This window comes from Prevotella sp. kh1p2, from assembly GCF_900111525.1.
Lineage (GTDB): Bacteria > Bacteroidota > Bacteroidia > Bacteroidales > Bacteroidaceae > Prevotella.
On the sequence record NZ_FOHY01000001.1, the window covers coordinates 168,401 to 193,790 of the forward strand.

Below are 25,390 nucleotides of genomic sequence, written 5' to 3' on the forward strand. Positions count from 1 at the left end.
AAATTAGTATATTTGCAACCGTAAAAGCAGCAACAGCATGATAGATTTGAACCGTTTCTTCCGGCCCATGGACGGCCGCATGCAGGTAGACGAGGCGCTGTACGGCCAGGTGCAGATGTGCGAAAGGATGGCAGAAGCCATGTCGCGCAACAGCAGCCACAGCCTGTACATTATCGACTACAACGCCAAAGGCTTCATTTACGTTTCGCCCAATCCGTTGTTTCTGTGCGGACATACGCCCAACGAGGTCATGGCTATGGGCTATGGCTTCTACGAAAAGGTTGTACCTGCGGAGGAAGTGCAGATGCTGCTCGAAATCAATGAGGCCGGTTTCAGGTTCTTCTACAGCCATCCGCGCGAGGAAAGGCTGGCTATGAGCATCGATTATGACTTCCACCTGTGCTACGGAGAGGGCAACCAGCAGCTCATCCACCACCAACTGACGCCCATACAGCTCGATGCCGAGGGCAACATCTGGCTGGCCCTGTGCTCTGTCTCGCTCTCAACAGCCAAAAGCGAGGGCAATGTCGTGTGTTCGGTGGGCCGCGGCAGCGAGCACTACGCCTACTCCTTTGCCTCCAAACGGTGGAAACTCCTGCCACAGACTGTGCTGAGTGAGCGCGAAGCCGACATCCTGCGCCTCTCCATCCGAGGGTTCAACATGAAGCAGATTGGCGAAAGTCTCTTCATCGACGTTAACACCGTGAAGTACCATCGGCGCCACCTGTTCCAGAAACTCGGGGTAGCCAACATCACCGAAGCCATCGGCCTGGCCGAAAGCATGCGGCTGATATAGCCCCCGCCTTACGCTGCAGATAACGAAAAAGGCATGCAGTCGTCAAACAACTGCATGCCTTTCTGTTAACTTGTTGCCGTTCCTTTAACTCCTCCGGCCTTACACCAGGCCCTCGGAACACGCCACCACATCATCCGCCTTCTGCCACTCTATCCTCCCGATACTTTTCAAATAAAATGAAAAGGAGCTACAGCAAAACTGTAACTCCTTAACTTTTAATGTAGCGGGGGTGGGACCCGAACCCACGACCTCCGGATTATGAATCCGACGCTCTAACCAGCTGAGCTATCCCGCCATCATTTTCAGCAAAATGACTGCTCATTTGCGGGTGCAAAGGTAACACATTTTTTCTATTAACCAAAAATTAATCAGGGAATTTTTTCGTCATTCATCTAAAATTCGTATTTTTGTGACATGAACCAAATCTTTCACTACTTAGCATATGAGCAAGCAAAGACTGAACATTGAATATGAACTAAAATCGAACTCGCAGGGCATCATCTGGAATTTCATCAGCACTGCCTCGGGGCTCTCCCGCTGGCTGGCCGACGACGTGCAGAAAAACGGCGATGAACTCACCTTTACCTGGGGTGACACCAGCAGCCACCACGAGATAAGGAAAGCCAAGATACTGAGCATCGTGAAATACAGCCTCATCCGTTTCCACTGGGAAGATGACAGCAAGGATTATTTCGTGGAAATGAGGATGGAAAAGAGCGACCTGACCGGTTCCTACGTGCTGGCCGTAACCGATTTTGCCGACCAGGAGGACATTGACGACCTGCACTATATCTGGGATCAGAACATAGAGAAGCTGCACATGACGAGCGGCATGTAACTCCACTCCCGCCTGCCAGGACGGCGACGCCCATCACCTGACAGAAATAATAAAATATCCAAAAAAGGCAGTAATGTGATAATTTTGTGCTAATTTTGCAGACTGAACGCTTGTTTACGGCCCTGCCGGGCGGGAGCTGTGACGGAGTGGCCTGCAAAAGAGACATCGATGCTTCGAATCAAGAAATTAGACATATTCATAGCCAAACAGTTCGGGCTGCTTTTCATCGGAACTTTCTTCATCTGCCAGTTCGTGCTGATGATGCAGTTTCTGTGGAAATTCGTTGACGAACTGATTGGTAAAGGGCTCACGCTCGACATCATGGCGCAATTCTTCTGGTACATGGCGCTCATGATGGTACCGCAGGCACTGCCGCTGGCCATCCTCCTCTCCTCTCTGATTACATTCGGAAACTTAGGCGAGAGCAGCGAACTTACAGCCATCAAGGCTGCCGGCATCTCGCTCATGCAAACCTTCCGTTCGCTCATCGTCATCACAGTTCTCATCATGTTCACCTCGTTCTACTTCCAGAACAACATCGGTCCCATGGCCAACATGAAGATAACGCAGCTGATGATTTCGATGAAACAGAAGAGCCCTGAGCTGGAAATACCCGAGGGAATCTTCTATGACGGCATTCCCAACAGCAACATCTACGTGCAGCACAAGGACCTGAACTCGGGCAAGCTGTACGGCATCATGATTTACCGCATGACGGGCAGTTACGAAGATCAGGCCATCATTCTGGCCGACTCGGGCATGCTGCAATCCACGGAAGAGAAGAAGCACCTGGTGTTAACTCTCTGGAGCGGGGAGTGGTTTGAGAACATGCAGAGCCAGGAGCTGGCCAACAGCGCCGCCGTACCTTACAGACGGGAGACTTTCGGAACGAAGAGAATAGTGCTGGACTTCGACGGCGACTTCAGCATGACTGATGCGGCGAGCCTTACCAACAATGCTAAAGGAAAGAGCCTGGCCGCGATTAGGAGCGACCTGGACTCGCTCCAACTGCAGTACGACAGCATTGGCAAGGCCTACTACCGCGACTTGAACGCCATCTACTACAGCGCCCACAACGCCTCGCCGCAGGATTCGGTCAAGGCGGTACGGCTGGCCCAGGCCAAGACATTCAACATCGACAGCCTCTTCTCCAGGCTGCCCGACAACGAGAAGCTGAACACCGTGAACCAGGCCTTGGGCAGAGTGCAGTCCGAGAAAAGCGACCTGGAGTTCAAGAAACTGATTACCGACGACGGCGACAGCATCATCCGCCGGCACAAGATAGAAGCCATCAACAAGTTCACCTTAGCCATCCAGTGCCTTATCTTCTTCTTCATCGGAGCTCCCCTGGGAGCCATCATCCGCAAGGGCGGACTGGGCGTGCCGGTTATCGTCTCGGTTCTGGTGTTCATCATCTACTACATACTCGACAACACCGGCTACCGCATGGCCCGCGGAGGCATGTGGGCCATCTGGTTCGGCAAGGGTATAGCCTCGGCCGTGCTGATACCTACGGCGGCGTTCGTTACCTACAAGGCCAGCAACGACTCGATGGTGTTCAACCTGGACCTGTGGCGCGACCTCTTTGTCCGCATGCTCGGCCTGAGGGTGAAACGCCACGTATTCAGCAAGGAAGTAATCATCCAGACGCCCGACTATGCTGCCGACGTGGCCAAGCTGAAGCAAATAAGCAAGGAGATAACCCGTTACTCCATGCACCACAACCTGAAGGCCATGCCCGATGCCGTAAAAGTGTTCTTCAGGTACCGCGAAGACCACGTCATCGAGCGCATCAGCGAGCAGCTGGAGGCCGTCATCGAAGACCTGAGCAACACCAAGGACAGCCGCATACTGACCGAACTCAACAACTACCCCATACTGGCTACGAAGGCCCATACGCGGCCTTTCGAGCGCAAGTGGATGAACGTGCTGGCAGGCATCATTGTGCCCGTGGGCATCTTCTTCTACCTCCGCATGTGGCGATTCCGCTTCCGCCTGCTGCGCGACCTGCGCACCATCAGGCTCGTAAACGCCAACATCATTTCGCGCATAGCCGACAGCAGCTTCGCCGCCGCCACGCAGCAGCACACACAAGAGCAACAACAAACAGCAAGCCCAAGCCACAGCGCCGGGGCTGTATATATTAATAAGGTATAAATATGGGAGACTTCAAACTCAGCAGCATCGAAGATGCACTAAAAGACTTCAGGGAAGGAAAGTTCGTTATCGTTGTAGACGACGAGGACCGTGAGAACGAGGGCGACCTCATCATGGCCGCCGAAATGATTACGCCCGAGAAGGTCAATTTCATGCTCAAGAACGCCCGGGGCGTTCTCTGTGCCCCTATCACCATATCGCGGGCCGAAGAACTCGACCTGCCTCACCAGGTAGCCGACAACACCTCCGTGCTGGGTACGCCCTTCACCGTGACGGTAGACAAACTCGAAGGTTGCACCACAGGCGTATCGACCCACGACCGAGCCGAAACCATCAAGGCCCTGGCCGACCCTGCCTCTACCCCGCAGACCTTCGGCCGGCCCGGACACATCAACCCGCTCTACGCCCAGGACAACGGCGTACTGCGCCGCTCGGGCCACACCGAGGCTGCCATTGACCTCTGCAAGCTCTCCGGACTCTACCCTGCCGGCGCCCTGATGGAAATCATGAACGACGACGGAACCATGGCACGCATGCCCCAGCTGCAGGAAAAAGCCCGGGAATGGGGCCTCCGCATCATCACCATCAAGGACCTGATAGCCTACAGGCTGAAGAAGGAATCGAGCATCGAGGTTGGCGAGGAAGTAGACCTGCCGACCGTTTACGGCCACTTCCACCTCATACCCTTCCGCCAGCGCAGCAACGGACTGGAGCACATGGCGCTGGTAAAGGGCGAATGGCGCGAAGACGAACCCGTGCTGGTGCGCGTACACTCATCGTGTGCCACGGGCGACATCCTGGGCAGCCAGCGGTGCGACTGCGGCGAGCAGCTGCACAAGGCCATGCAGATGATAGAGCACGAGGGCAAGGGCGTGGTGATTTACATGCAGCAGGAAGGCCGCGGCATAGGGCTGATGAACAAGATTGCCGCCTACAAACTGCAGGAACAGGGCATGGACACCGTTGACGCCAACCTGCACCTGGGCTTCAAGCCCGACGAGCGCGACTACGGCTGCGGCGCCCAGATGCTGCGCCACCTGGGCGTGCACAAGATGCGCCTGATGACCAACAACCCCACCAAGCGCGTGGGGCTGGAGGCCTACGGATTGCAGATAGTGGAGAACGTACCCATTGAGATAACGCCCAACAAATACGACAAGCGGTATCTCGAGACCAAGCGCGACCGCATGGGCCACAACCTCCATCTGGCCTGAAAATACGGGTAGGCGGACAGGACGTGCCGTTCAAGCCTCCCGAAGGGCAGCTCCAAGGAGCCTGAAGGTATGGGTCAAGCCCCTTGAAGCATAGCTCCTGCCCCGGCGCCGTGTACACGCGGGTTGCCGCAGAGGCAAAACGGGCGGTGCCCGGTGCCCCAAGTACGGACGGAACAAGAATAGTTAAAAGTGACATTATTTCGGCTCTGAAACTGAAATAATGCCACTTTTTTTTCGTTCAAAAGAATAATTTGACTACTTTTGCAGAAACTTCGCGCAATAAGAAAACAACATTTATGGCACTATTATCCAACCGGCTGAACAGGCTCGCGCCATCGGCAACGCTGGTGATGTCGCAGAAGAGCAGCGAGATGAAAGCCCGCGGCATCGACGTTATCAACCTGAGCGTGGGCGAACCGGACTTCAACACACCGCAACCCATCAAGGACGCAGCCAAGAAAGCCATCGACCAGAACTACTCCAAGTATTCTCCCGTGCCGGGCTACAAGGACTTGCGCACCGCCATTGCAGGCAAGCTGCGGCGGGAGAACGGCCTCGAATACAGTGAAAACGAGATACTGGTCTCCAACGGAGCCAAGCAGTGCGTGTGCAATGCCGTGCTCGCACTCATCAACGAGGGCGACGAGGTCATCATCCCCGCCCCCTACTGGGTGAGCTATCCGCAGATGGTGAAGCTGGCCGGCGGCACTCCCGTCATTGTGAACGCCGGCTTTGAGCAGGACTTCAAGATGACGCCCGCCCAGCTGGAGCAGGCCATCACCCCCCGTACTCGAATGCTCATACTCTGCTCGCCCAGCAATCCTACGGGCAGTGTTTACAGCCGCAACGAGCTGCAGGCCCTGGCCGAGGTCATAAAAAAGCACGAGCAGCTGCTCGTACTGGCCGACGAAATATACGAACACATCAACTACATCGGCCACCACGAGAGCATTGCCCGGTTCGAGGGCATGAAGGAGCGCACCGTACTCGTAAACGGCGTATCCAAGGCTTACGCCATGACGGGCTGGCGCATCGGCTTCATGGCTGCACCGGAGTGGATAGTCAAGGGGTGCAACAAACTGCAGGGACAGTACACCAGCGGCCCCAGCTCCGTAAGCCAGAAGGCAGCCGAGGCAGCCTACACGCTCCCACAGGACTGCGTGGAGGAAATGCGGCAGGCCTTTGAGCGGCGGCGCGACCTGATAGTTGACCTTGCCAGCCGCATTCCCGGGCTTGAGGTAAACGTGCCCCAGGGCGCCTTCTACCTGTTCCCAAAGTGCAGCAGCTTCTTCGGAACAACCGACGGCACCCATACCATCAACAACTCTACCGACCTGGCGCTCTACCTGCTCGAGACTGCCCACGTGGCAACGGTAGGCGGCGACGCCTTCGGCGACGGCCAATGCTTCCGCATGAGCTACGCCACCAGCGACGAGAACATCCGCGAGGCCATGCGGCGCATAGCCGGGGCACTGGCCAAACTGCACCGCGAATAGCCCACAACGGCAACCACAACGGGCGGAGACAGCTTTTTGAAAGGAATATATCGTTAAAACTTATTAATTATAGTTGGTGGTAGCTTTTAAATTGTTATCTTTGTCTCCCGAATAGTACGGTCTACTAAAGTACATATTCAGCACATTTGAATATTAACATTAAATCAGCGAAAAAGAATACATAAACAATTAAATTCATCAATAACTAAAAATTAAATTTCAAAATTATGGCAACTACACAAAATTCAACTGCCCCACAGAAGAAATCTGAGGGCTTCACAGGAGTTAGAGGTGCATTCTGGATTATCGTCGTTTGCGCAATCATCGCTTTCGTATTGTTCTTCACATGGTTCGGTAACCCGATGCACTTCCAGGACGGAGCAGCCAAAACACAGCCTGCCGACGTTTGGGGAACAATCTTTAAGGGTGGTGTCGTCGTACCGGTAATCCACACACTGTTGCTCACTGTGCTCGCTATGTCCATCGAGCGCTGGCTCGCTCTGAAGACCGCATTCGGCAAGGGTGCCCTTCCTAAATTCGTAGCCAACATCAAGGCTGCCCTGAACGCCAACGACTTTGCCAAGGCCAACGAGCTCTGCGACAAGCAGAAAGGTTCTGTAGCCAGCGTGGTTAAGGCTTCTCTGAACGCTTACGCTGACATGGAGTCGGGTGCCAATGCCGCTCTGAAGAAATCACAGAAGATTGCCAAGATTCAGCAGGCTCACGAGGAAGCAACTCAGCTTGAGATGCCTACCCTGACCATGAACCTTCCCATCATCGCTACCATCGTTACCCTCGGTACCTTGACCGGACTGCTCGGAACCGTTGTTGGTATGATCCGTTCATTCTCTGCTCTGTCTGCAGGTGGTGGTGCCGACTCTGCTGCACTGTCACAAGGTATTTCTGAGGCCCTTATCAATACCGCCTTCGGTATCGGTACCTCTTGGTGTGCCGTTGTATCCTACAACTACTACACCAACAAGGTTGATAAGTTGACATACGCCCTCGACGAGGTTGGTTATTCTATCGCTCAGACATACGAAGCAAACCACACAGAAGAGGCTTAATTTTTGCTAACCCTTTAAATATTTATCGCTATGGGTAAAGTAAAAATTAAGAAGAGTGACGTCTGGATCGACATGACACCAATGTCAGACGTGATGACCCTGCTGCTTACCTTCTTCATGCTCACGTCTACATTCGTGAAGAATGAGCCGGTGAAGGTTAACACTCCGGGTTCCGTGTCTGAGATTAAGGTGCCTGAGAACGGCGTCCTGACCATCCTGGTCAGTCCGGAAATCAAAGCCGGAAAGCCTACGGGCGAAGGCCAGGTATTTATGAGTATTGATAACACCGACCAGCTGGGTACCACATTGACAGCAATGGCTTCCAGCTTCGGAGTATCTCTATCTGGTAAACAACAGGAAACTTTCAAGACCGAGTCAACATTCGGCGTACCGATGAGTGAACTGAGTACCTATCTGACCATGTCGCCGCAGGCTCGTCAGAAGACTCTCCCCACCAAGGGCATTCCCCTTGACAGCATCAAGGGCGGTATGAGCGAATTCCAGCAGTGGGTCGATGCAGCCAGAAATGCCAATCAGGACATCAAGATTGCATTGAAGGCCGATGCTAAGACTCCCTACAAGACGGTCAAGAGAGTGATGAATGAACTCCAGGATATGGACGAAAGTCATTACTATATGATTACGCAGCTTAAGAAAGAGGAGGACAACTAATGGCTAAAGGAGAAAAATCAAAACAGAAGAAGATTAACGTCCGCGTCGATTTCACCCCTATGGTTGACATGTTGATGCTTCTTATCACTTTCTTCATGTTGTGTACGACATTGAGCAAACCACAGACCATGGAGCTCACCATGCCAAGTAATGACAAGAACGCTCAGGAAGACCAGAAGAACGAGGCCAAGGCATCAGAGACTGTAACTATCTACGTTGCAAGCAATGATAAGATTTACTATGGCGAGGGTATTCCGCAGTACAACAATCCCGCATGGCTCAAGGAAACAACTTGGGGCAGCAACGGTATTCGTAAAGCACTGCGCGAACACGCCACCGAAAGCGGTATAAGGCCCGTTGAACGTATTGAACTGGCAGTAAAGGAACTGAACCAAGACAGAGCTAACAATCCCAAGATGTATAACGACAGTATATATCAGAAGAAGCTTAGCGATATCAAGGGCGGTAACCTCAAAGGTGAAAAGATACCGACGCTGACCATCGTTATCAAGCCTACTGACAATGCTTCGTACCTGAATCTGGTTGATGCTCTCGATGAAATGCAGATTTTGAGTATTGGTACTTATGTCATCGACAAGATTAGTGCTGATGATGAGAAATTACTCTCTTCAAAAGGCGTGAAACTTTAAGATGATTTACTAACTATCAATTAAAAGAAAAGAAAATGGCAAAAATTGATCTATACGATCCTAAATGGATCGAGATGGTGTTCGCCAACAAGAACCGGGAATACGGAGCTTACAAACTCCGTAAAGGGACTTCGAACCGAAACATCAAGGCATTGCTTATCTTGGCCATAGCTGCAGCTCTCGTGGGTGGATTCCTTGTTTACAAGATTCAGGCTCAGAAAGCCGAAGAGGCTCGCATGGCCCGTATGGAAGCTATGGAGCTCTCCAAACTTCAGGAGCAGGCCAAGAAGCGTGAAAAGAAAGAAATCGTTAAACCGAAGATTCAGCCTAAGAAGGAAATTCCCGTAGCACGCCAAACTCAAAAGTTTACCGCACCTGTCATCAAGAAGGACGAACTCGTGAAAGAGGAAAACCAAGTGAAGCAGATGGATAAGCTGGACGAGAAAGTTGCCGTGGGAACGGAGAATATCAAGGGAACAACTAACCGTACCGTAGAGGCTGTGCGCAATGACATCGCCGTGAACACTCCACCTCCTGCACCAAAGCAGGAAGTTACCCAGAAGGTGTTTGACGTCGTAGAGGAAATGCCATCTTATCCCGGTGGTCCCGCTGCACTGATGTCGTACCTCAACAGTAACATCCGCTACCCGGTTGTTGCTCAGGAGAACGGCGTTCAGGGACGTGTAGTAATCTCGTTCGTTGTTGAGACAGACGGTTCTATCACTCAGGTAAGAGTGGCTCGCTCCGTTGACCCGTCACTGGACAAGGAAGCTGAACGCGTTGTTAGCGCCATGCCTCACTGGAAGCCCGGTAGGCAGAATGGCCAGGCAGTACGTGTGAAATACAACGTACCTGTAACTTTCAAACTTCAGTAACTACAACAGTTTAATGAAAAAGAACCTATCTTACATATTCGTAGGATTAACCCTTTCAGTTCTTCTTGTCGCTTCTTGTTCCGACAAGAAGAAGACAGGAAGAACTGATACACCGACGTCAGGGACGATTAGTTTCGTCTCTGACGAAAGTTTTAGTCCCATCATTGAAGAGGAGAGGCAGCAGTTTGAGTTCGATTACCCAAAGGCTCACCTCAAGCCCATCTACACTGATGAGATTACGGGACTTAAGATGATACGCGACCTTAAAACTTGCTTGCTGATTACATCACGCGGGCTGACTCCCAACGAAATAGCGTTTATCAAACAAAAGAACATCATTCCTTCTGTTTTTCCCATTGCCTACGACGGCTTGGCGCTCATTGTCAACAAACAGAACAATGACACCTGCATCACCGTAAAGGATGTCAAGCGCATTCTCAGCGGGCAGGCAACCAACTGGAACGAAATAAATTCGGGTTCCAAACGTGGGGAAATAGAAGTGGTTTTCGACAACAAACAGAGCGCAACGCTCAACTACGCTGTCGACTCATTGCTGGAAGGCAAGCCCATCAACAGTCCTAACATCGTTGCTGCCAAGAACAGCAAGGCCGTTATCGACTATGTGGACAAGACTCCCAACGCCATTGGTGTCATTGGATCCAACTGGCTCAACGACCGTAGGGACACAACCAACACCACCTTCAAGAAGAATATTCATGTGATGCAGGTATCCATAAAGGACAAGGCAACAGAGATGAACAGCTGGAAACCTTACCAAGCCTACCTGCTGGATGGAAGATATCCATTCGTCAGAACAATATACTGCATTGTTGTAGATCCCAGCAAAGCCCTGCCCTGGAGCTTTGCCAACTACATCTCCAGCCCCAAGGGGCAGCTCATCATCTTCCGAGCAGGCTTGCTGCCCTACAGAGGAGAAATTAACATTCGAACTGTAAACGTGAAAAATAGCTGAACGAAATAAACTTTCCAGCAACCTAACCGTCAAACGGGAAAATAGAAACATAGCGAACCTATTTAAAAAATTAGAATTATGAAAGCAATCAAATATGTATTAGCAGGAGCCTTGATGATGGGATTATCAGCTCCGGTAATGGCTCAGGAGATTAGTTATCAGGACAAACTGAAGCCTATCGAGAACGTACTTAAAACGAATGCAGGCGATGCGAAAGCACTGAAGGACCTCACGAAGGACTATCAGAAAGTGTTCAAAAAGAACCCCAAGGCTCTCGTTGCACTGGGTGAACTGTTCGCCATGAACAAGAAATTCACCGAGGCAGAGGCCGCTGCCAACATGGCCATAGCCAAGGACAAGAGCTGCGGCGCAGCTTACATCCTGCTGGGCGACATCAAGGCCATGCAGGACAGTGGCGGCGACGCTGCCATGTGGTACTCACAGGCCATGACGATGGATCCGAAGAATCCCGACGGATACATGCGTTACGCCAACGTATATCGTAAGGTAGACCCCGACGAGAGTGCCAAGGCGCTGCAGAAACTGAAGCAAATACGTCCCGACTTCCCTGTTGATGCCGAGACCGGAAACAGTTTCTACATCGGACAGAACTACGAGAAGGCTTACGAATTCTTCTCAAAAGCCGACAAGAACCAGATGAGTGAGTACTATCTCGGCAACTACGACATCACCGACTACTATCTGCACAAGTACGACGAGGCACTGGAGCTGGCCAAGTTCGGCAAGAACAAGTTCCCCAATAACACCCTCTTCAACCGTGTAGCCATGTGGTCGGCAGTAGATACGCAGAAGTTCACCGAGGCGCTGGGTTATGCCGAGTCAGTTGTCAACAACGACACGCTGAAGAAGAGTGCCCGCGACTATCTCTACTACGGCCAGGCCCTGAAGGGCAACGGCCAGTTCGACAAAGCCATCGAGCAGTATCAGAAGGCTTTCGCCATCGACAACACCGATTTCAAGCCCTACCAGTATATAGCCGAGGCCTATCAGGCTGCCGGCCAGGAAGACAAGGCGCTGGAGTGGAGTCAGAAGTATATGGACAACAACCAGAACGCTACGCCGTCCGACTTTGCCAAACTTGCCAACATCTACGTGGCCAAGGCAGAGAAAGCAACCACTGATAAGCTCACCATCATGCAGAAAGCCTTCGCCATCTATGACAACATGGCAAGCAAGTGGCCGTCAATTTCAGGCTGGGCATTCCACCAGGCCGGCATCAGCGCCACACAGGTTGAACTGCACGACCAGGCAGCCGAATACTATAAGAAGGCCATCGACGCGCTGAAAAATACCACCGACGAATCGGAGAAGGCCACGCTCATCAGCTGCCTCCAGAACATAGGCTACTACTATGCAGGTATCAAGAACGACCTCGAATCGGCCAAGCCTTACTACGAGATGCTTATCAAGCTTGACCCGAACGATGCCAACGCCAAGGCTGCACTCGGTCTCAACGAGACAACACCCACAGAATAATCAACCGTCCGGACATCCTCCGGCACACAGAACAAATACCAAGAGGTGGAAGTCAGCAGACTTCCACCTCTTTTTGTTTATACCTGCACAGCTATCAAAGGCTGCCAACAACTGAACTAACCAACCACACTTTCACCTCAAAGCAAGACAACAAAAAAGGCAGTTCTTAGGTAAGAACCGCCTTCTATCATTCTTTCTATCCGTTCCTTATTCAGGAAGACTGATTGCCTCGTTAGGACATACAGAAGCACAAGTACCGCACTCCGTGCAAAGATCAGGGTTGATAACATACTTATCGCCTTCAGAAATTGCGCCTACAGGGCACTCGTCAATACATGTACCGCAAGCAATGCAGTCGTCGCTAATTACGTAAGCCATACTTAATTGATAATTTATTGTTAATAATGTTTGTGTACATTCACTGTAAGAATACCTACTCGTGTACGTTGCAAAGATACAATATAAATTCGAAATACCTACAAATGATGAGCGATTTTTTTCTTAATTAATACTTCACCGCCCGCCTGACAAACACAATAAGCAACCAGAAGCTGCGTTATTATAACGATATGAAAAAGATACTGTCCATCCTCCTCATACTCGCTACGGCCACCCTGCAGGCACAGGCACAGGGGCGAGCCGTACAAAACAGGCCCTACACCGACCTGCGGCCATTCCATTTCGGCATCCTTGTAGGCACTCACTTGCAGGACATAGAGCTTACCAATGCCGGCCCCCAGACCATTACTTTCGACGACGGCACCACCCGCGAGACCACGGTAACCGCAGACCAGGACCGTTGGGACCCCGGGCTAACCGTTGGTGTGCTTGGAGAGTTCCGCCTCAACACCAACTTCCAGTTCCGCATCGCCCCGGCCATGTACTTCGGAAACCGCCATCTCACCTTCACCAACCATTCACAACCCGACGCCGAGGGCAACCCCACCCAGCAGCGGCAAGACCTGAAAACCGTCTACATCTCCTCGGCCTTCGACCTCATCTTTGCCGCCCCGCGCAACAACAACCACCGTCCTTATCTCATGGCCGGCCTCAACCCCATGCTCAACCTGAGCGGTAGCGGCGACGATTACATCCGCCTGAAGAAGTACGACGTCTATGCCGAAGCCGGCGTAGGCTGCGACTTCTACCTGCAGTTCTTCAAGTTACGCCCCGAACTGAAGTTTCTCTTCGGCCTTACCAACAGCCTCGACACCAACCACCCGGCCCAGCTACGCGACAAGAACATGCTTCCCCAAGCCCTGTCTGTCTCCAAGGCGCACACCAAGATGATAGTCCTCACCTTCTACTTTGAGTAGAGAAGATAACACCGGTAGCAATTTTGGCATGCCCTGATGACATTGCAGCCAAAACCTACCCGTTCTTCAACCCTCACACTTCGGCACCTGAAAGGATATACCAATGTGCTTATGATCACAAATGATCATAAATATTAAATAATGATCATTCGTATTGTTTGCCGATAATTATTTGTTATTTTGTTTCTTCAAAGCCTATCATGAGGAGAGAAGAAACATCAGCCAAACCTTTTATCAAATGGGTTGGAGGAAAGACGCAGCTGCTCGGCCAGCTTAGTTCTTTCTTCCCAAAGCGACTCTATACCGAGCCTTTTACTTATATTGAACCTTTCGTGGGTGGCGGTGCGATGTTGTTCTTCATCCTCCGCCATTTTTCCAATGTAAAGAGAGCTGTCATCAACGATATCAACGAAAATCTTATCAGGGCTTACCAAACCATTAAGAAAGAGCCTCAACAGCTCATCCGAGTACTTGGCAACATTGAAAACGACTATCTTTCCATTAACAACGAAACAGGCAGAAAACAGTTCTTTCTCGACATCAGAGCGGAGTTTAACACCCACCCGGCCAACTCTCTAACAAACACAGCCTACCTGATATTTCTCAACAAGACCTGCTTCAACGGGTTGTATCGCGTAAACCGAAACGGGAAATTTAATGTTCCGTTCGGCAAATATGCCCATCCAACTATCTGCAATGCCGAAGTCATCCTGAGTGATAGTGCCTTGTTAAATCAGTTCCAGGTTGAAATCACAACCGGTTCATATCTGGAAACCGAAGAACTTATAGACAACAGAGGGCTTAACTTCATTTATTTCGACCCTCCCTATCGTCCTCTTTCGGCTACATCCAGCTTTACATCCTACACCCAAAACGACTTTAGCGATGCCGATCAGGCAGAGCTGGCTGCCCTTTGCACCCGAATATCTTCGCCACAGTGTCTCTGGATGCTTAGCAACGCAGACTGCAAGGCTCACAATCCCACCGATGACTTCTTTGAAAGACACTATGCCCAGTTTCATATAAACCGGGTATGGGCTTCGCGTGCCGTCAACTCCAATCCGCAGAAACGCGGAAAACTCACCGAGTTACTTATCCACAACGATTACGAAACAGCCGACCAACCACTTTAACAGAAATAAAATGAAAGTACACACAGAAGCAGACTTCGCAACATTCCTGTCACAACTCAAGGAGACTAACCTGACCTTGAACTCTATTTGCGACTTCGGAAAAATCAGCGAGAATGTAGAGAAAATCTCCATTAAGCTCAACCAACTCAATTACCTGATAGGCCAGCAAGACATGGAAGCTGCCATCAGAAAGCTGTGGGATGAGAATCCAAAGGTCTTCAGCATTTTGGAAATCCTTGTAGCCGTGCGAGCCAAGGAGAAGAAAACCGTTATTACCAACAAGGGACAAGTGCAGCTGCTCGGCAACTACGCCAACAACGTAGAGGGCGTTATTGAGTTTATTCATCAAACGGGGCTGGAAACCGTATTCCGGTCCAAGCAGGTAAAGAACCTGGTAGACTATGTTTTCGGCGTTGAAACAGGCCTCGACACGCATGCCCGCAAAAACCGGAGTGGCGACTCCATGGAAAATCTCGTAGCAACCCTGTTCAGCGAAGCCGGGATACCTTATGCCAGAGAAGTTAATTCTACCGTTTATCCGGAACTCTCGGTATTGGGCGAGGACAAGAAAAGATTCGATTTCGTCATCACCACCGACCAGACAACCTACCTGACAGAAGTAAACTTCTACAGCAGCAGTGGCTCCAAACTCAACGAGGTTGCCCGTTCCTACTCTGACATCGCTCCCAAAATAAACCGGGTACCGGGCTTTCAGTTTGCTTGGATTACCGACGGACAAGGCTGGTATAAAGCTAAGAACAAGCTGGAAGAAGCTTTCTACCTTATTCCCCGGATATATAATCTCACCACGGTTCACGACTGGATAATGCAAATTAAGCAGGAGTTGCCCTGAAACGTTACGCAAGCACCACCCTAACCGCCCGCCAGTCACACCGGACTGGGCAGTAGCAAACCTTCCAGCACATCCATAGTTTTCGTATCACTTAAACGGAGAAAATGGCTACAAACAAGCTAAAAGCATATTTCAAATCAACCGACCACGCATTTAACCTGCTGCATGGAGACTGCATGACGATGTTGAGAATGTTTGATTTCAGCTTCAGTATGATTTTTGCCGACCCACCCTACTTTCTCTCCAACGGAGGTATCAGCTGTCAGAGCGGCAAGATGGCGTGTGTTGACAAAGGCAGCTGGGACAAGGGACTCACGCCCGAAAGGATGCACGAGTACAACTACAGCTGGCTCAAACTATGCAAGGAGAAATTAAAAGATAACGGAACCATCTGGATTTCGGGTACCTACCATAACATATTTTCGGTGGCTGAATGTTTGCAGCAGCTTGATTACAAGATACTGAACGTAATCACCTGGGCCAAAACAAACCCGCCACCCAACCTCTCCTGCCGCTACTTCACCCACTCTACCGAGTTCATCATCTGGGCACGTAAAAGCCAAAAGGCAGCGCACTACTTCGATTACCCGATGATGAAGCACCTCAACGACGAGAAGCAAATGACGGATGTATGGCGTCTGCCGGCCATAGCACCGTGGGAAAAGAAGTGTGGCAAGCATCCCACCCAAAAGCCTCTGGCATTGCTATGCCGCATTATTCTGGCCTCAACCAAACCAGGCGACTGGATTTTAGACCCCTTTGCAGGTTCCAGCACCACAGGCATTGCTGCCAATCTCATTGGTCGACGCTATCTTGGAATTGAGCAGGAACAGGATTTTATAGAGTTAGGCATCAAACGAAAACAAGAAATCGAGCGTCTGGAAACTTACATGTCATTCAGAAACAAGATAGCAGATGTTGCGAAAAGTGAGGCCCTCTGTAATAATCTGTTTACCAGCGAGCCGGCGCCCTCCGAAGAACTGCCTTTCTTATAGCTGTCTTTCAAGCCCCTTGACCGATACCTTCGGCGGGCTTGAAGGGCTGCATCAAGGGGCTTGAAGCATAGCTGTTTGAAAGCCGATGGCAGCAGGAGGCGGCAAGAGGTGTAGCATACGGGAAATCAGGAAGCGAAGAACCGGCTCCGAAAGAACAATCTCTTCGGGGCCGGTTCTTCTGTTTCGAGCAGCAGTGCCGGGCTATTTCTTGTCGAAGCGGAGCTCCATCCGGCCCACGTAGATGGCGTTTTTGCCGTTCTGGTCGATGGGTATGTTGCGGCCGTCGAGGTTCTTCACGTAGCGCAGCTGCTTGAAGTAGGTGTGCGAATGGCCGCCCAGCACCAGGTCGATGTTGCGCGAACGGGCCACAACCGTTTGGTCGTTCATGCCCTTTTCGCCCCATCCGAGGTGCGAAATCAGGATTACCACGTCGCATTTCTTCTTGTTCTTGAGCATCGAGGCCATCTCGTTGGCTACCTGCACGGGGTCTTTATAAACGAGCGGGCCGTAGTTTTGCTGCGACACAAGGCCCTCCAGTTGAGGGTCGAGGGCAAAGACGCCAACCTTGATGCCGTTGCGCCGCAGGATGATGTAGGGCTTCACGATGTCGCGCAGGGGCGTACCGGCGAAGTCGTAATTGGAACACAGGATGGGGAAATTGGCCTTGCGGAAGAGGCGGGCCAAGTTGTCGAGCCCGAAGTCGAACTCGTGGTTGCCGATGGTAGAGGCGTCGTAGCCCATCTGGTTCATGAGACCTATCTCCACGTCGCCCCTGAAGAGCGTGTAGTAAGGCGACCCTTGAGAGAAGTCGCCGCTGTCGAAGAGCAGCAGGCCGGGGTTCTTCCGGCGCTCTTCCTTGAGCATGGCGATGCGGCGCAGGAAGCCTCCGCGGCCGGCGAGCATGGTGTCGGCCAGGTTCTCATTGAGCGGCAAGATGCAGCTGTGGGTATCGTTGGTGTGCAGTATCACGAGTTTCTTCTGTGCCGATGCGGGCATCAGCAGCACCAGCAGCAGGGCTGCCAGCAGGATGTTCTTCTTCATTTTCTACTCTACTTTAATTCTTCCTTCCTTTTGGCTGTCTACTATCTTGCCCGCCTTGGTCTGCTCACGGAAGTAGTCCATGATGATAAAGCGGACGTTGTTCTGCTGGTCTTGCGGGCTCACCACCTGCGTGGCCTGCTTAAAAGCTTCCAGCTTGTCGTTGCCCTGGGCCAGGTAATCGAGCGTGGCTATGCGATAGCTGGCGGCTGGGTCAATGGGGCGGCCGTTGAGCCGGGCCGACTTGAGCTTGCCGTCGGCCGTGATGACCAGCTCCACTCCGTGGCTCACGCCCTCGCCTCCCATTGCCGCCATCTCGCGGAAGAGCTGCAGCAGGCGGTCGCCCCGCAGGGTGAGGAAGCATATTTTGTTCTCAAAAGGCGCCACGTCAATCACGTCGCCGTTGGTAACCTGCCCCTTGGCAAAGGCCGCGCGGATGCCTCCCATGTTGTAAACGCCCATTACCGGCTGCTCTCCGTAGGCCCGGCCGCCCCACACGAGGATGTCGGCCAGCAGGTTGGAAAGTTCGCTCTCGGGCCTCCCGGCGGCCATGTAGCGGGCCACGGAGCCCACCACGGGGCTCATGATGCTGTCCACCTGCCGCTTGTAAGGTTGCAGGAAAGCCGTGGCGCGGGCATCGGGGGCGGCGTCGTAGCGGCTGTCTACGAGTATGCGCGAGCGGCTGATGCCGGCCAGCTTATACTGTGATTTGCAGGCGGAGGCCAGCAGCAGCGCCGGCAGCAGTCCAGCCCAGAGGAGTTTCTGCTTCATAGTCAATAGCTTTTACGGTACAAAGTTACTGATTTTTATTCATTTGCAGCACCTTTGAGCGTAAGTTTCGGCATTTTAAAAGAAAACGGATGAGGGAACGGAAAGTTGGGAGAAAAAGTCACGAAAAATGAATTTTCGTTTGGCGCTTATGGAAAAAAGTCGTACCTTTGCATCCGCTTTTCGGCCTAACCGCTGGCAGTGGACGTGTCATTAGCCATGTTGGGTTGGAACGACAAACAAATTTAATTAGTTGTAACAATGGATTTAATTAAAGTTGCTGAAGAAGCATTTGCAACCGACAAGCAGTTCCCCGAGTTCAAATCGGGCGATACCATCACTGTCGCTTACAAAATCGTCGAGGGTTCTAAGGAGCGTATCCAGCTCTATCGTGGCGTAGTCATCAAGATTAACGGCCACGGCAACAAGAGGCGTTTCACCGTTCGCAAGATGTCGGGAACCATAGGCGTGGAGCGTATATTCCCCATCGAGTCGCCCAACATCGACAGTATTGAGGTGAACAAGCGTGGTAAGGTGCGTCGCGCCAAGCTGTACTATCTCCGCAATCTTACAGGTAAGAAGGCCCGTATCAAGGAGAGACGCACGCTTACAGGAGAATAACCAGAATCCTGCAAATCCAGAGGAAAAAGATAAAAAGAGGTTCCGCCCAAGGGTGGAATCTCTTTTTATTTTGCCTGCTCTCCGGCAGGAGAGGCCCTGGCCGTTGTTTATCGTAAAGCCGCACGCCAGCAGCAGGGGCTGCGCAGGGGCTATTCGTGGTCGGTGTCTTCGTAGTTACGCTCGGCGTCGGCATTGCCCTTGAGCGCCTCGTGCAGGTCGGTCCAGTTCTGGAAGCCCATGAACAGGGCCAGCCTGTCGAGCGTCTGGGCCGACGGCTTCTCGCCAAGCCGGAGCCGCTGCATGAGTTTACGGAAGCCGGAAAGCTCCCGGAGCTCCGTTCCCGCTTTCTTTTCCAAAGCCTCAGCCAGGAGTTTCAAATCCCTTTTCATCATCCTAACCATTCAAATAATTGCACTGCAAAGGTATGAAAAATTAGCATACGGCGGCTAAATGTCGGCTAAAAATATTACTTTTGCACAAAGAAAACAATTTCGCCCCTTATGAAAGAATTAGCATTAAAGTACGGATGCAATCCCAACCAGAAGCCTTCGCGTATCTTCATGACCGAAGGCGAACTCCCCATCGAAGTGCTCAACGGCCGCCCGGGCTACATTAACTTCCTCGACGCGCTCAACAGCTGGCAGCTCGTAAGCGAGCTCAAGGCCGCCACCGGAGTGCCTGCAGCAGCCTCGTTCAAGCACGTATCGCCCGCCGGAGCTGCCATCGGGCTGCCTCTGAGCGACACGCTGAGCAAGATATACTTCACAGACGACGTGGAGATACCTCTCACTCCGCTGGCCTGCGCCTATGCCCGTGCCCGCGGAGCCGACCGCATGTGCTCCTACGGCGACTTCGTTGCACTGAGTGATACCTGCGATGCAGCCACGGCAACACTCATCAAACGCGAAGTAAGTGACGGCGTGATAGCCCCGGATTATACCCCTGAAGCCCTCCAAATACTGCAAAATAAACGCAAGGGAACCTACAACGTCATCAAAATAGACCCCAACTACCGCCCCGCACCCATTGAATGTAAGCAGGTGTTCGGCATCAGTTTCGAGCAGGGACGCAACAACGTGAGGCTTGATGACCCCGACCTGTTTACCAACAGGCCCACCCAAAACAAGAAAATACCGCAGGCAGCCATGCGCGACCTGGTTATCGCCCTCATCACCCTGAAGTACACGCAGAGCAACTCCGTATGTTACGCCAAGGACGGGCAGGCCATCGGCATCGGTGCAGGACAGCAGAGCCGCATACACTGCACCCGACTGGCCGGCAACAAGGCCGACATCTGGTGGCTGCGCCAGTCGCCCCGGGTCATGAATCTGCCCTTTAAACCGGGCATCCGGCGCGCCGACAGAGACAACACCATCGACGTTTACATCAGCGACGAGTGTGAGGACGTGCTGCGCGAGGGCACCTGGCAGAACTTCTTCACGGAGAAGCCGGAGCCTTTCACGCCCGAAGAAAAGAAGGCGTGGATAGCCCGCAACACGGGCGTAGCTCTGGGCAGCGACGCTTTCTTCCCCTTTGGCGACAACATAGAGCGCGCCCATAAGAGCGGGGTGCAGTACATCGCCCAGGCCGGAGGCTCCATTCGCGACGACAATGTCATCGAGACTTGCGACAAATACAACATTGCCATGGCCATGACGGGCGTGCGCCTCTTCCACCACTAACGCCTGCGCAGCCTGCAGCAACAACTAAAGAAAGAAGAAAATGACGGACATCGACGAAATCATTGAAGGCGGACTGGTTTTCAAAGGCTCATCTGCCGGAGGCGGAAAGGCCGACGACAAGGTCAAGACCAAGGCCCGCAAGAAGAAGTACATTACCGGAGCCCACGGCTCGGGCAGTGCCCGCCAGAAGGCTAAATACCGCGAACAGCGCGCCAACAGGCACAAGAAGAAAAAATAAGAAAGGGATGCTCACCACGTGGCGGGCATCCCTTTTGGGTTTTGTTAGCTGTGGAAGAAGGTCTTGGAAGCATGTTCCGGGAACTTTTGACAGGTGTCGCACAATCGTGTGACAAGTGTCGCACAATCATTCGACAGCTGTCACACGCCGGCTCAGTTCCTCTTCGAGCTCACCATTCCGCTCTTGCTGAGCGTCAGGGTGACGGCTTGCAGCTTCTTGCCGATATGGTCGAAGAGAACGGCGGGGTTGAAGCGGCGGCCGCGGAAGTGGGTCTCAAAATGCAGATGCTCCGTAGTGGCGCGGCCCGTTCGGCCCGTGAGGCCTATCACCTGGCCGGCTTTTACCCGCTGGCCCACCTTCACAAAGTTGCGCGACTGGTGGCTGTAGAGCGTCTCGAAACCGTAGGCATGGCGGATGACGATGCAGTTACCGTAGCCGAAATACGCGCAGGCACGGGTCACCACGCCGTCGAAGGCAGCCAAAATCTTGTCGTTCGGCTTTGTCTTGATGTCCACTCCGCCGTGGTGGCGCTTGCCTCCGTAGGGGCTGATAACGTGACTCCCGGGCAGCGGATAGGCCCAGTGCTCCTGCTCTATTTCTTCCAGGTTCAGCTTGAAAGTGACGCTCTGCAGGAACGGGTCGCTCTCCCGGTCGGGGTCGAGGCTGCGTCCGGTCTTCGCTTTCTCGCCGCTGCGGGTGTTTACTTCGATACGTGCGCCGCGCTTCTCGATGAGCAACAGCTGCTTCTTGAAGCTGTGGCGGCGAATGTCGAGTATGGTTTCGGGATTGATGCGGCGCCCGTTCACCATGATGGCAAAGCGGCAGTAGCTGCGGCCGTTGCGGCCGCCAACGATGGCAACGGTTTGTCCGGCCTTCACCTCCTGCCCCACCTTGACCATGTTCTGGGCGTTTTCACCGTACACGGTCTCCAGCCCGTTGGCGTGCCGCAGCACGATAACGTTGCCAAAAGCGGGAATGTTACGCGACAGACGGACCACGCCGTCGAACATTGCTTTTACGGCATCGCCCTCCTTGGTGCTGATTTCAAGCTCGGAATTGCCGGCAGACGGCGTCGCCTTTCCAACCGGAAGGGGGAATGAGAAATCAGACTTGCTCACGCCGGTGAAGTCGACCGTGAAAGCATCGGACGCCGCAAAGAGACCTGGGGTTTCTATACTAATCTGCTGCATTTCGGCAGGCGTGAACTTGTCTTTTGACGGTGCAAAGGCCGAAAGCGCCGTGACAAGCAACAACGGAGTAAGGATATATCTGAATTTACGGTTCATTCATCAAGTTTTCTGGGTAACTGTTATCGTAGCATAATGGCGGTGAAGATGCGGCCGGAAGCACTGCCAAGGCGGCGAGCCGAGAAGTATTCATCGCAATGAGAGTAGGTGCACACGCCCGACTGCTGTATGTTGTCGGGGCTGACGCCTGCCTGCATCAGCTGCAAACGATTGCACTCGGGCAGATTGATGTGCCATTTGCCATGTCTGACGGCTATCTGCGCCATGTCAAAACCAGCTTCGGCAAACCGGTCGTACACCTCCTGGCCCACTTCAAAGTTAGCCTCCGAAATGCCCGGACCTATCACGGCACGCAGCCGGGCGGGGTCGGTGCCAAAGGCGGCACGCATCTCGGCCACCGCCTTCATGGCCACTCGTTGCACTGTTCCGCGCCATCCGGCATGCACGGCGCAGCAGGCTTTGTGCGCTGCATCGTACAGGAGAACGGGAATGCAGTCGGCAGTTGAAACGCCGATGCACACGCCCGACAGGCTGGTCAGCACGCCATCTACGCCGTCGAGCAACATTTCCCGAACGCCGGAGCCCAAGGTAAAGAACTCTGAACCAATGAGCCGCAGCTCTGCTCCGTGCGTCTGGCGGGGCAGCACGATGCTATCGGCACCGATGCCAAGCTCTGCAGCCAGCAGCCTGCGGTTCTCCGCCACGGCCGCCTCATCGTCTCCGCAGTAAGGATTGATGTTAAACGTGCCGTAGTTACCCTTGCTCGCACCGCCGCGGCGGGTGGTGCTGAAGGCCGTTACGCCGTTACCTATATCGTAATGTATCAGTACCGGTGGGGTCATAACGTCGCGTCGTCATCGTATTCAAAATCCTCCAGGTCTTCAACATCTTCCAACTCGTCGGCATCCATGAACTCAACGTCGCCGTCCTCGCCCTCATCCTGCATCTCTGCCCGGAAGCTGCTCATGTCCTTGTCACGGTGTACGAGGGTGTCCTCGGCCGTTATTTCCTGCAGTTTATTGCTCTCGCTGTTCAGCTCCTTCCATAGTATATCCTTGAGTTCGTTGAGCCCCTGTCCCGTTACTGCAGAGATGAAGACCACGGGGAGGTCGGCAGGCAGCGTGTCACGAAGCATCTCGATGAGCTCTTCATCCAGCAAGTCGCACTTGGTAACGGCCAGAACGCGGTGCTTGTCGAGCATGTCGGGGTTGAATTGCCGCAGCTCGTTGAGCAGCACCTCGTACTCTTTCTTGATGTCGTCGGTATCGCCCGGCACCATGAACAGCAGCAACGAGTTGCGCTCGATGTGGCGCAGGAAGCGCAAGCCGAGGCCTTTTCCCTCGCTTGCTCCTTCGATAATGCCCGGAATGTCGGCCATGACGAACGACTTGTTGTCGTGATATCCCACTATTCCCAGCGACGGTTCGAGCGTTGTAAAGGGATAGTTGGCTATCTTGGGGCGCGCGCTGGAGAGCGACGAAAGCAACGTCGACTTGCCTGCATTGGGAAATCCCACCAGGCCGACGTCGGCCAGCAGCTTGAGTTCCAGGATGATTGTCATCTCTTCCATCGGCTCACCAGGCTGCGCATAGCGTGGAGCCTGGTTGGTTGCGGAGCGGAACTGGAAGTTGCCCAAGCCTCCCCGGCCGCCCTTGAGCAGCAGAACCGTCTGCCCGTCGTAGGTGACATCGCACACGTACTTGCCCGTTTCGGCATTGTACACCACCGTACCGCAGGGCACGTCTATGTACATATCCTTGCCATCGGTACCGTGGCACTTGTCTCGTCCGCCGTTACCGCCGTGCTCGGCGAATACATGTCGCTGGTATTTCAGGTGCAGCAAAGTCCAATAATTATGGTTGCCGCGAAGATAGATGCTGCCACCATGGCCGCCGTCGCCGCCATCCGGGCCTCCGTTAGGCTGGTACTTCACGTGGCGCAGGTGCATGGAGCCTCGGCCGCCCTTGCCCGAGCGGCAGTAAATCTTTACGTAATCAACGAAGTTGGAATCTGCCATTGCCTCTGTATCTTTAAAAAGAAAGAATGAAAAAATGAAGATTCTTCCGGTCAGAAAGGAATCTTTCATTTTCCCATTCTTTCGCTGTAATGTCTTTGTTTATAGGTTGTCTATTACCTTGCAGATATCGCCGAAGATGCGGTCGAGCTCGCCGAAGCCAACAATGTGGTGGCGGATGCCTTCCTTGTCGTACCACTCAATGAGCGGAGCGGTCTGGCTGTGGTAAACGTCGAGGCGCTTCTTGATGGTTTCCTCGTTGTCGTCGCTGCGGCCGCTCTGCTGTCCGCGCAGGATGAGACGCTTCATCAGCTCCTCTTCGGGCACGTCGAGCTCTATCATGGCAGCCACCTTGTGGCCACGCGCTGCAAGCATCTGCTTGAGTGCCTCGGCCTGTGGAATGGTGCGGGGGAAGCCGTCGAAGATTACGCCTTTATGTTCCTTGCCGAAGCTGTCGTAAACACTGGCCAGGATATCGACCATCAACTCGTCGGGAATAAGCTGCCCGTTGTCTATGTAACCCTTTGCAGTTTTACCGAGTTCGGTGCCGTTTTTCATCTCGTTTCGCAGCACGTCGCCGGTAGAGATATGCTCAAAGCCGTACTTGGCTATCAGCTTGTCGCTCTGCGTACCTTTGCCTGAACCGGGTGCACCGAAAATAACAATATTCTTCATCTTTATGTTTTGTATTGAAAAAATTAATCTTTCACGAGCGTGTAGATATCCCGCAGGTTGCGCCCCTGCTGGTCGTAGTCGAGCCCGTAGCCCACTATGAAATCATTGGGGATGTTCATTGCCGCGTATTCTATGTTGAGCGGAACCTGCAGTTTGCCCGGCTTGACGAGCAGCGAGCAGATGTGCACGCTCTTGGGGCCACGTGTGCCGAGCGACTCTATCATCTGTTTCATCGTGGCGCCCGTGTCTACGATATCCTCTACAATGATGACCGTGCGGTCGTGCAGGTCCTCGTTGAGCCCTATGACCTCCTTGATTTTGCCCGTTGAGGTGGTGCCTTGATAGGATGCCAGCTTCACAAAGGAAATCTCACTCGGTATTGTTATGAAGCGCATCAGGTCGGCCGCGAACATGAAAGAACCGTTCAGAACTGCCAGAAACAGAGGATTCTTGCCCTCCATGTCTTGGTTTATTTTCTCTGCAACGGCCTTCACGCGCTGCAGAATCTCCTCTTCAGGGATGAACGTCTTGAACGTCTTGTCCTTGATTTTAACTACACTCATCGCTTGTTTTTA

General features: G+C 52.9%; 27 protein-coding genes and 1 tRNA gene. 18 read left to right on the forward strand and 10 right to left on the reverse strand.

Features of this window, described 5'->3' with window-relative positions:
* Window positions 1-37: 37 nt before the first annotated feature.
* Window positions 38-796 carry a helix-turn-helix transcriptional regulator gene (locus BMW31_RS00705; protein WP_091819835.1) on the forward strand — a complete coding sequence of 253 codons (759 nt, stop codon included), beginning with the start codon at window positions 38-40 and terminating at the stop codon, window positions 794-796.
* 221 nt (window positions 797-1,017) lie between these two features.
* Here the strand turns inward: BMW31_RS00705 and BMW31_RS00710 are convergent.
* Window positions 1,018-1,091: transfer RNA gene (locus BMW31_RS00710), tRNA-Met, on the reverse strand.
* Between the two features lie 147 nt (window positions 1,092-1,238).
* Here BMW31_RS00710 and BMW31_RS00715 point away from each other — a divergent pair.
* From BMW31_RS00715 to BMW31_RS00760, 10 genes are all read left to right on the forward strand, one after another.
* On the forward strand, window positions 1,239-1,634 hold the full coding sequence (locus BMW31_RS00715) for an START-like domain-containing protein (RefSeq protein ID WP_091819838.1): 396 nt from the start codon (window positions 1,239-1,241) through the stop codon (window positions 1,632-1,634).
* Window positions 1,635-1,802: 168 nt separating this feature from the next.
* Window positions 1,803-3,791 carry an LptF/LptG family permease gene (locus tag BMW31_RS00720; RefSeq protein WP_091819842.1) on the forward strand — a complete coding sequence of 663 codons (1,989 nt, stop codon included), beginning with the start codon at window positions 1,803-1,805 and terminating at the stop codon, window positions 3,789-3,791.
* Between the two features lie 2 nt (window positions 3,792-3,793).
* Complete coding sequence (locus tag BMW31_RS00725; RefSeq protein WP_091819845.1) at window positions 3,794-5,005, forward strand: bifunctional 3,4-dihydroxy-2-butanone-4-phosphate synthase/GTP cyclohydrolase II; 1,212 nt, start codon at window positions 3,794-3,796, stop codon at window positions 5,003-5,005.
* Between the two features lie 296 nt (window positions 5,006-5,301).
* Complete coding sequence (locus tag BMW31_RS00730) at window positions 5,302-6,501, forward strand: pyridoxal phosphate-dependent aminotransferase (RefSeq protein WP_091819848.1); 1,200 nt, start codon at window positions 5,302-5,304, stop codon at window positions 6,499-6,501.
* Between the two features lie 227 nt (window positions 6,502-6,728).
* Window positions 6,729-7,568, forward strand: a complete 840-nt coding sequence (locus BMW31_RS00735; RefSeq protein WP_091819851.1) for a MotA/TolQ/ExbB proton channel family protein — start codon at window positions 6,729-6,731, stop codon at window positions 7,566-7,568.
* Between the two features lie 30 nt (window positions 7,569-7,598).
* Window positions 7,599-8,240: an ExbD/TolR family protein gene (locus BMW31_RS00740; protein ID WP_091819853.1), complete on the forward strand. Its 642-nt coding sequence runs from the start codon at window positions 7,599-7,601 to the stop codon at window positions 8,238-8,240.
* Window positions 8,240-8,890, forward strand: a complete 651-nt coding sequence (locus BMW31_RS00745; RefSeq protein ID WP_091819857.1) for an ExbD/TolR family protein — start codon at window positions 8,240-8,242, stop codon at window positions 8,888-8,890. Before BMW31_RS00740 ends, BMW31_RS00745 begins: the two co-directional genes overlap by 1 nt.
* A gap of 35 nt (window positions 8,891-8,925) precedes the next feature.
* The gene (locus tag BMW31_RS00750) at window positions 8,926-9,765 is read left to right on the forward strand and encodes an energy transducer TonB (protein WP_091819861.1); all 840 of its coding nucleotides are present in this window, start codon (window positions 8,926-8,928) and stop codon (window positions 9,763-9,765) included.
* Between the two features lie 13 nt (window positions 9,766-9,778).
* Window positions 9,779-10,738 carry a PstS family phosphate ABC transporter substrate-binding protein gene (locus tag BMW31_RS00755; RefSeq protein WP_091819864.1) on the forward strand — a complete coding sequence of 320 codons (960 nt, stop codon included), beginning with the start codon at window positions 9,779-9,781 and terminating at the stop codon, window positions 10,736-10,738.
* A 78-nt stretch (window positions 10,739-10,816) separates the two neighbouring features.
* Window positions 10,817-12,235, forward strand: a complete 1,419-nt coding sequence (locus tag BMW31_RS00760) for a tetratricopeptide repeat protein (protein WP_091819866.1) — start codon at window positions 10,817-10,819, stop codon at window positions 12,233-12,235.
* A gap of 207 nt (window positions 12,236-12,442) precedes the next feature.
* On the opposite strand, the gene BMW31_RS00765 is transcribed toward BMW31_RS00760, so the two are convergent.
* On the reverse strand, window positions 12,443-12,613 hold the full coding sequence (locus BMW31_RS00765) for a 4Fe-4S binding protein (protein WP_091819868.1): 171 nt from the start codon (window positions 12,611-12,613) through the stop codon (window positions 12,443-12,445).
* Between the two features lie 191 nt (window positions 12,614-12,804).
* Between BMW31_RS00765 and BMW31_RS00770 the strand changes: the two genes are divergently transcribed.
* The 4 genes from BMW31_RS00770 to BMW31_RS00785 all read left to right on the forward strand — a co-directional run bounded on the left by BMW31_RS00770 (window position 12,805) and on the right by BMW31_RS00785 (window position 16,532).
* On the forward strand, window positions 12,805-13,551 hold the full coding sequence (locus tag BMW31_RS00770; protein WP_091819871.1) for a type IX secretion/gliding motility protein PorT/SprT: 747 nt from the start codon (window positions 12,805-12,807) through the stop codon (window positions 13,549-13,551).
* Between the two features lie 200 nt (window positions 13,552-13,751).
* On the forward strand, window positions 13,752-14,684 hold the full coding sequence (locus BMW31_RS00775; RefSeq protein WP_091819874.1) for a DNA adenine methylase: 933 nt from the start codon (window positions 13,752-13,754) through the stop codon (window positions 14,682-14,684).
* A gap of 10 nt (window positions 14,685-14,694) precedes the next feature.
* On the forward strand, window positions 14,695-15,537 hold the full coding sequence (locus BMW31_RS00780; RefSeq protein ID WP_091819877.1) for a type II restriction endonuclease: 843 nt from the start codon (window positions 14,695-14,697) through the stop codon (window positions 15,535-15,537).
* 104 nt (window positions 15,538-15,641) lie between these two features.
* Window positions 15,642-16,532, forward strand: a complete 891-nt coding sequence (locus BMW31_RS00785) for a DNA-methyltransferase (protein ID WP_091819881.1) — start codon at window positions 15,642-15,644, stop codon at window positions 16,530-16,532.
* 201 nt (window positions 16,533-16,733) lie between these two features.
* Here BMW31_RS00785 and BMW31_RS00790 read toward each other — a convergent pair whose 3' ends face one another.
* Both BMW31_RS00790 and BMW31_RS00795 read right to left on the reverse strand, forming a co-directional pair.
* Window positions 16,734-17,573: a bifunctional metallophosphatase/5'-nucleotidase gene (locus BMW31_RS00790; RefSeq protein ID WP_091819884.1), complete on the reverse strand. Its 840-nt coding sequence runs from the start codon at window positions 17,571-17,573 to the stop codon at window positions 16,734-16,736.
* A 3-nt stretch (window positions 17,574-17,576) separates the two neighbouring features.
* Window positions 17,577-18,341 (reverse strand): 5'-nucleotidase C-terminal domain-containing protein, encoded by a 765-nt coding sequence (locus BMW31_RS00795; RefSeq protein WP_091819887.1) that lies wholly within the window; start codon window positions 18,339-18,341, stop codon window positions 17,577-17,579.
* A 258-nt stretch (window positions 18,342-18,599) separates the two neighbouring features.
* Here BMW31_RS00795 and rplS point away from each other — a divergent pair, with 258 nt between their 5' ends.
* Complete coding sequence (gene rplS, locus BMW31_RS00800; protein WP_091819890.1) at window positions 18,600-18,959, forward strand: 50S ribosomal protein L19; 360 nt, start codon at window positions 18,600-18,602, stop codon at window positions 18,957-18,959.
* A 149-nt stretch (window positions 18,960-19,108) separates the two neighbouring features.
* On the opposite strand, the gene BMW31_RS00805 is transcribed toward rplS, so the two are convergent.
* A complete protein-coding gene (locus BMW31_RS00805) occupies window positions 19,109-19,351 on the reverse strand; it encodes a hypothetical protein (RefSeq protein ID WP_255404767.1) in 243 nt (80 codons plus the stop codon).
* Window positions 19,352-19,459: 108 nt separating this feature from the next.
* Between BMW31_RS00805 and BMW31_RS00810 the strand changes: the two genes are divergently transcribed.
* Both BMW31_RS00810 and BMW31_RS00815 read left to right on the forward strand, forming a co-directional pair.
* Window positions 19,460-20,641: a phosphoribosylaminoimidazolecarboxamide formyltransferase gene (locus BMW31_RS00810; protein ID WP_091819892.1), complete on the forward strand. Its 1,182-nt coding sequence runs from the start codon at window positions 19,460-19,462 to the stop codon at window positions 20,639-20,641.
* A gap of 40 nt (window positions 20,642-20,681) precedes the next feature.
* Entirely contained in the window at window positions 20,682-20,879 is a 198-nt protein-coding gene (locus BMW31_RS00815) for a hypothetical protein (protein WP_091819894.1), read from the forward strand.
* A 152-nt stretch (window positions 20,880-21,031) separates the two neighbouring features.
* On the opposite strand, the gene BMW31_RS00820 is transcribed toward BMW31_RS00815, so the two are convergent.
* The 5 genes from BMW31_RS00820 to hpt form a co-directional block, all read right to left on the reverse strand.
* Window positions 21,032-22,165, reverse strand: coding sequence for a M23 family metallopeptidase (locus tag BMW31_RS00820; RefSeq protein ID WP_091819897.1), 1,134 nt, complete (start codon window positions 22,163-22,165; stop codon window positions 21,032-21,034).
* Window positions 22,166-22,188: 23 nt separating this feature from the next.
* Entirely contained in the window at window positions 22,189-22,968 is a 780-nt protein-coding gene (pgeF, locus tag BMW31_RS00825) for a peptidoglycan editing factor PgeF (protein ID WP_091819898.1), read from the reverse strand.
* Window positions 22,965-24,143 carry a GTPase ObgE gene (obgE, locus tag BMW31_RS00830; RefSeq protein ID WP_091819900.1) on the reverse strand — a complete coding sequence of 393 codons (1,179 nt, stop codon included), beginning with the start codon at window positions 24,141-24,143 and terminating at the stop codon, window positions 22,965-22,967. Before obgE ends, pgeF begins: the two co-directional genes overlap by 4 nt.
* A gap of 99 nt (window positions 24,144-24,242) precedes the next feature.
* The gene (locus tag BMW31_RS00835; RefSeq protein WP_091819902.1) at window positions 24,243-24,815 is read right to left on the reverse strand and encodes an adenylate kinase; all 573 of its coding nucleotides are present in this window, start codon (window positions 24,813-24,815) and stop codon (window positions 24,243-24,245) included.
* Window positions 24,816-24,838: 23 nt separating this feature from the next.
* Window positions 24,839-25,378, reverse strand: coding sequence for a hypoxanthine phosphoribosyltransferase (gene hpt, locus BMW31_RS00840; RefSeq protein WP_091819905.1), 540 nt, complete (start codon window positions 25,376-25,378; stop codon window positions 24,839-24,841).
* Between the last annotated feature and the right edge of the window lie 12 nt (window positions 25,379-25,390).

Bases quoted from the DNA above. Each gene is read 5' to 3' on its own strand.
- BMW31_RS00705 (WP_091819835.1), top strand. From the start codon at position 38: ATGATAGATTTGAACCGTTTCTTCCGGCCCATGGACGGCCGCATGCAG.
- BMW31_RS00715 (WP_091819838.1), top strand. From the start codon at position 1,239: ATGAGCAAGCAAAGACTGAACATTGAATATGAACTAAAATCGAACTCG.
- BMW31_RS00720 (WP_091819842.1), top strand. From the start codon at position 1,803: ATGCTTCGAATCAAGAAATTAGACATATTCATAGCCAAACAGTTCGGG.
- BMW31_RS00725 (WP_091819845.1), top strand. From the start codon at position 3,794: ATGGGAGACTTCAAACTCAGCAGCATCGAAGATGCACTAAAAGACTTC.
- BMW31_RS00730 (WP_091819848.1), top strand. From the start codon at position 5,302: ATGGCACTATTATCCAACCGGCTGAACAGGCTCGCGCCATCGGCAACG.
- BMW31_RS00735 (WP_091819851.1), top strand. From the start codon at position 6,729: ATGGCAACTACACAAAATTCAACTGCCCCACAGAAGAAATCTGAGGGC.
- BMW31_RS00740 (WP_091819853.1), top strand. From the start codon at position 7,599: ATGGGTAAAGTAAAAATTAAGAAGAGTGACGTCTGGATCGACATGACA.
- BMW31_RS00745 (WP_091819857.1), top strand. From the start codon at position 8,240: ATGGCTAAAGGAGAAAAATCAAAACAGAAGAAGATTAACGTCCGCGTC.
- BMW31_RS00750 (WP_091819861.1), top strand. From the start codon at position 8,926: ATGGCAAAAATTGATCTATACGATCCTAAATGGATCGAGATGGTGTTC.
- BMW31_RS00755 (WP_091819864.1), top strand. From the start codon at position 9,779: ATGAAAAAGAACCTATCTTACATATTCGTAGGATTAACCCTTTCAGTT.
- BMW31_RS00760 (WP_091819866.1), top strand. From the start codon at position 10,817: ATGAAAGCAATCAAATATGTATTAGCAGGAGCCTTGATGATGGGATTA.
- BMW31_RS00765 (WP_091819868.1), bottom strand. From the start codon at position 12,613: ATGGCTTACGTAATTAGCGACGACTGCATTGCTTGCGGTACATGTATT.
- BMW31_RS00770 (WP_091819871.1), top strand. From the start codon at position 12,805: ATGAAAAAGATACTGTCCATCCTCCTCATACTCGCTACGGCCACCCTG.
- BMW31_RS00775 (WP_091819874.1), top strand. From the start codon at position 13,752: ATGAGGAGAGAAGAAACATCAGCCAAACCTTTTATCAAATGGGTTGGA.
- BMW31_RS00780 (WP_091819877.1), top strand. From the start codon at position 14,695: ATGAAAGTACACACAGAAGCAGACTTCGCAACATTCCTGTCACAACTC.
- BMW31_RS00785 (WP_091819881.1), top strand. From the start codon at position 15,642: ATGGCTACAAACAAGCTAAAAGCATATTTCAAATCAACCGACCACGCA.
- BMW31_RS00790 (WP_091819884.1), bottom strand. From the start codon at position 17,573: ATGAAGAAGAACATCCTGCTGGCAGCCCTGCTGCTGGTGCTGCTGATG.
- BMW31_RS00795 (WP_091819887.1), bottom strand. From the start codon at position 18,341: ATGAAGCAGAAACTCCTCTGGGCTGGACTGCTGCCGGCGCTGCTGCTG.
- rplS (WP_091819890.1), top strand. From the start codon at position 18,600: ATGGATTTAATTAAAGTTGCTGAAGAAGCATTTGCAACCGACAAGCAG.
- BMW31_RS00805 (WP_255404767.1), bottom strand. From the start codon at position 19,351: ATGATGAAAAGGGATTTGAAACTCCTGGCTGAGGCTTTGGAAAAGAAA.
- BMW31_RS00810 (WP_091819892.1), top strand. From the start codon at position 19,460: ATGAAAGAATTAGCATTAAAGTACGGATGCAATCCCAACCAGAAGCCT.
- BMW31_RS00815 (WP_091819894.1), top strand. From the start codon at position 20,682: ATGACGGACATCGACGAAATCATTGAAGGCGGACTGGTTTTCAAAGGC.
- BMW31_RS00820 (WP_091819897.1), bottom strand. From the start codon at position 22,165: ATGAACCGTAAATTCAGATATATCCTTACTCCGTTGTTGCTTGTCACG.
- pgeF (WP_091819898.1), bottom strand. From the start codon at position 22,968: ATGACCCCACCGGTACTGATACATTACGATATAGGTAACGGCGTAACG.
- obgE (WP_091819900.1), bottom strand. From the start codon at position 24,143: ATGGCAGATTCCAACTTCGTTGATTACGTAAAGATTTACTGCCGCTCG.
- BMW31_RS00835 (WP_091819902.1), bottom strand. From the start codon at position 24,815: ATGAAGAATATTGTTATTTTCGGTGCACCCGGTTCAGGCAAAGGTACG.
- hpt (WP_091819905.1), bottom strand. From the start codon at position 25,378: ATGAGTGTAGTTAAAATCAAGGACAAGACGTTCAAGACGTTCATCCCT.